This window comes from Gemmatimonadales bacterium, assembly GCA_030697825.1.
Classification (GTDB): Bacteria; Gemmatimonadota; Gemmatimonadetes; order Gemmatimonadales; family JACORV01; genus JACORV01.
Genome location: JAUYOW010000134.1, coordinates 1 through 3,357, shown reverse-complemented (window position 1 = coordinate 3,357; position 3,357 = coordinate 1). Strand labels below are relative to the sequence as shown.

Below are 3,357 nucleotides of genomic sequence, written 5' to 3'. Positions count from 1 at the left end.
CGCCGAGGCCGGCCATCACGTTGTACGCCGCATCTTCGTTCCCTAGGATCGCGACTGGCTGCACCAGCGTTCGTGACGTAGATCTCTAGGCTCATGACCGACAACAACTGCACCCAATGCGGCTCGCGGCTCACGCCGTGGGAGGGGAAGTGCCCGTCGTGCGGGACGCCGGTCGCGACCTCGACCGCCGGCGACGGCGAGTTCGAGGCGCGCGAGGCCGTGCGTGCGCGCTTGGCGGAGGCGGCCCTCGGCGAGTACGAGGTGGTGGGCGAGCTGGGCCGGGGCGGGATGGGCTGGGTGTTCCTCGGCCGCGACCGCAAGCTGGGCCGCCTTGCCGCGCTCAAGGTGTTGCCGTCCCTCGATGCGCTGCGTCCCGCCAGCGTGGAGCGTTTCCGGCGCGAGGCCGAGACGGCCGCGCGCCTCTCCCATCCCAACATCGTTCCGGTCTACGGTGCGGGCGGCGACATGGCCACGCCGTACTTCGCCATGGCGTACGTCGAAGGCGGGTCGCTCGCCGAGCGCATCGCGAAGGAGGGTTCGCTGCCGGTGTCCGAAGCGCTGCGCATCGCACGCGAGGTGGGGAGCGCGCTCGCGTACGCGCATCGGCAGGGCGTGGTGCACCGGGACGTGAAGCCGCAGAACATCATGCTGGAGAAGGAGGCGGGCCGGGCGCTGGTCACCGACTTCGGCATTGCGCGCGCGGCCGCCGCCGAGCGGATGACGATGACGGGGATGGCGATCGGGACGCCGGGGTACATGGCGCCGGAGCAAGCCGCCGGCGCCTCCGACGTGGACGGGCGGGCGGACGTGTACGCGTTGGGAGTCGTGCTCTTCGAGATGCTGACGGGGAAGCGGCTCGAAGCGTTCGAGGGTGGGGAGTGGCCGATCTCGTCGGCGTCGGTGCGGCGGTCGGCGCAGCGCACCCGTCCCGATCTGCCGAGCGCTCTGGTGGACGTGGTGGCGCGGGCCGCGGCGCCGCGGCGCGAGGACCGTTGGCCGAGCGTTGAGGCGCTGCTCACCGCGCTCGAGCCGTTCGTCACCCCGGGCGCGCGTCGGGTGGCGGGGCGGCGGCGGGTGTGGTGGTACGTCGCGGGGGCGGGCGTCGTGGTGGCCGCGGCGATCCGCCTGGGTGCGCTGTCGCCGTTCCAGGCGGCGCGGCGACAGGTGCCGATCGGTGCCGCTGCGTCGCGGACGATCGCCGTTATGCGCTTCGGTGGCGACACGGCCGCGGCGAGTTCGCTTCTGGACATGCTCCTGTTCCCCGGCTTCAGCCCGATGCTCGTCGCCGATTCGCGAGTCTTCTCACCGGCCGTTGGCGACCCGGCGTCCCCGGAGGTCCGCGCCAAGGCGCGAAAGGCCGGCGCGTCGTGGATCCTGCACGGATACATCCGGCGGGCCGGCGCGGGGTTCGAGCTGCAGGTGAGCGTGGTCAACGTGGAGACTGGCCAGCCCGAGGAACTGGGCCGCTTCACGGTAGCGGAGCTGGGCCTCGCGGCAGCCGACTCGGTGGTGCTGCGTCTCGCGGGCGGCCGCGCGGGGCACGACCTCGGCCTCGCGACCGGGACCGTGCGCGCGCCCATCTCACTCGACGCCGTCCGGGCGTGGAGAACCGCCGAGGACGCCTTCCGCCGCGCCGACTACGCGGCTGCGGTCGCCGGCTATGATAGCGTCATCGAGCTCGACTCGAACTACGCGCTGGCGAGCTACAAGCGGTTCCTGGCGGTCCTTCAGCAGGAGCCCACCGAGGACCGCATCCGCGAGGCGCTGCTAGCGGTGCGCGGCGTCGTGGACCGCGTCGGCCCGCGCGAGGCGAAACTTCTCACGGCGTACCTGACGCTCTTCGACAGCGGCAACGTCGGCGAGGCCGAGGCGCAGCTCAGGCGCCTGGTGGAGGAGGACTCGACTTTCCTCGATGGCTGGTTCGCGCTCGGCGAGGTGCGTTACCACTTCGGCGCCCTGGCGGGGCTGCCGCCTGACTCGGCGGTGGCCGCCTTCGACCGCGCGCTATCCCTGTGGCCCGGCGCGGCGCCTGCGTTCATGCACCTCATCGGCCTCAACCTCTGGCTCGGCGACGAGGACAAGGCGGAGGACTACATAACCCGCTACCTCGCGCAGGACTCCACTTCGACTGTCGGAAGGACCATCCAGCTTGCGCGGGATGTCCTCTTCGGATCGTTGAAGGGTCTTCCGGCGATTCGCCGCCGACTGGGCGAGATGGACGACCAGGTCCTGGAGTTGAGTGCGCTGGCGGGCGTGCAGACGTGGCGCGACCGCGCCGACCTCATCAGCGCGCAAACCGCGCTAGATGAGATGACCCAGCGCGGCCGCGCGGTGCGGGTGCGCAGCGAGGGCGCGAGGTTCCTCGTGGCGACGTTGCTCGCGCAGGGCCGCTGGAACGATGCGGCACGCCGGCTCGATGACCTTCGGGCCGCGCTGCGCGACGACGCTGAGCTGGCGCGGTGGCCGGCGATTGCATTCCTGGTGGGGTATGGCTCACGCGCGGAGGCGTTGCACGCGGCGGCCGCGCGCGGGGCCGCCCGGTGGCCGGATCGAGAAGAGCGAGCGATGGACCTCTGGCTGGCGGGATCGGTGGAGGTCGAAACCGGCGACTCAGCCCGTGCCCTCACGCGGCTCTCGGAGCTCGAAGCGATGGCGCGCCGCGCGCCGCCGGCCGTCGCCGGAATGCACTCTGCGCTCGTCGGCCGCATCGCGGAGGCGGCGGCGGACACGGCCGCGGCGGTGGCCGCATACGAGGCGGCACTGGCGCATCTCGATCCGGCGCGCGCGCCCTTCACGCTGTTGTACTCGGCATGGATCCCCCGGTACCGTCTGGCCCACCTGCGGCTCGCGGCAGCCGACACCGCCGGCGCGCTCGCGCTCCTGGAGGCCCAGGACTTCCTCGCCGCCTCCGCCGACCAGGTCATACGCGGCCCGGCGTGGTTGCTCCACGGGCGCATCCGCGAAGCGAGAGGCGAAAGGCAGCGCGCCATCCGGTACTTCCGGCGCGCCTACGACCTCCTGCGCTACGCCGATCCGCCATGGACTGCGGTGCGCGACTCGGCCCAGGCCGGGCTCTCGCGATTGAGGGCTCCCCTGTGACCGCCGCGCGCGCTGCGCTTCCGTCCGCCCGTACGTCCGTCCGCCCGTCCGCCCGCCAATGACCGACACGCTCGACCTGCTCGCCCGCGCTGACAAGTGGTTCCTGTCGGCGGGGGAGGGACTGGTCTGGGCGCCGCCGGTCCCCGCCTGGCTCGACGCCCCGGGCTTCTGGGACGAGGCCCACCTCTTTGAGTTCCGGCTCGCGCCGCTTCTGACGATCGCCCTGATGGACGAGACCGGGCGCGAGATCGCGCTCCA

General features: G+C 72.4%; 2 protein-coding genes. Both read left to right on the top strand.

Translation table 11 applies throughout. The features are described from left to right. The first annotated feature begins 93 nt into the window (after positions 1 to 93). Positions 94 to 3,099: a serine/threonine-protein kinase gene (locus Q8Q85_06840; GenBank protein MDP3773969.1), complete on the top strand. Its 3,006-nt coding sequence runs from the start codon at positions 94 to 96 to the stop codon at positions 3,097 to 3,099. 58 nt (positions 3,100 to 3,157) lie between these two features. Continuing rightward, positions 3,158 to 3,357: hypothetical protein (locus tag Q8Q85_06835; protein ID MDP3773968.1), on the top strand; the 200-nt coding region annotated here is incomplete at its 3' end.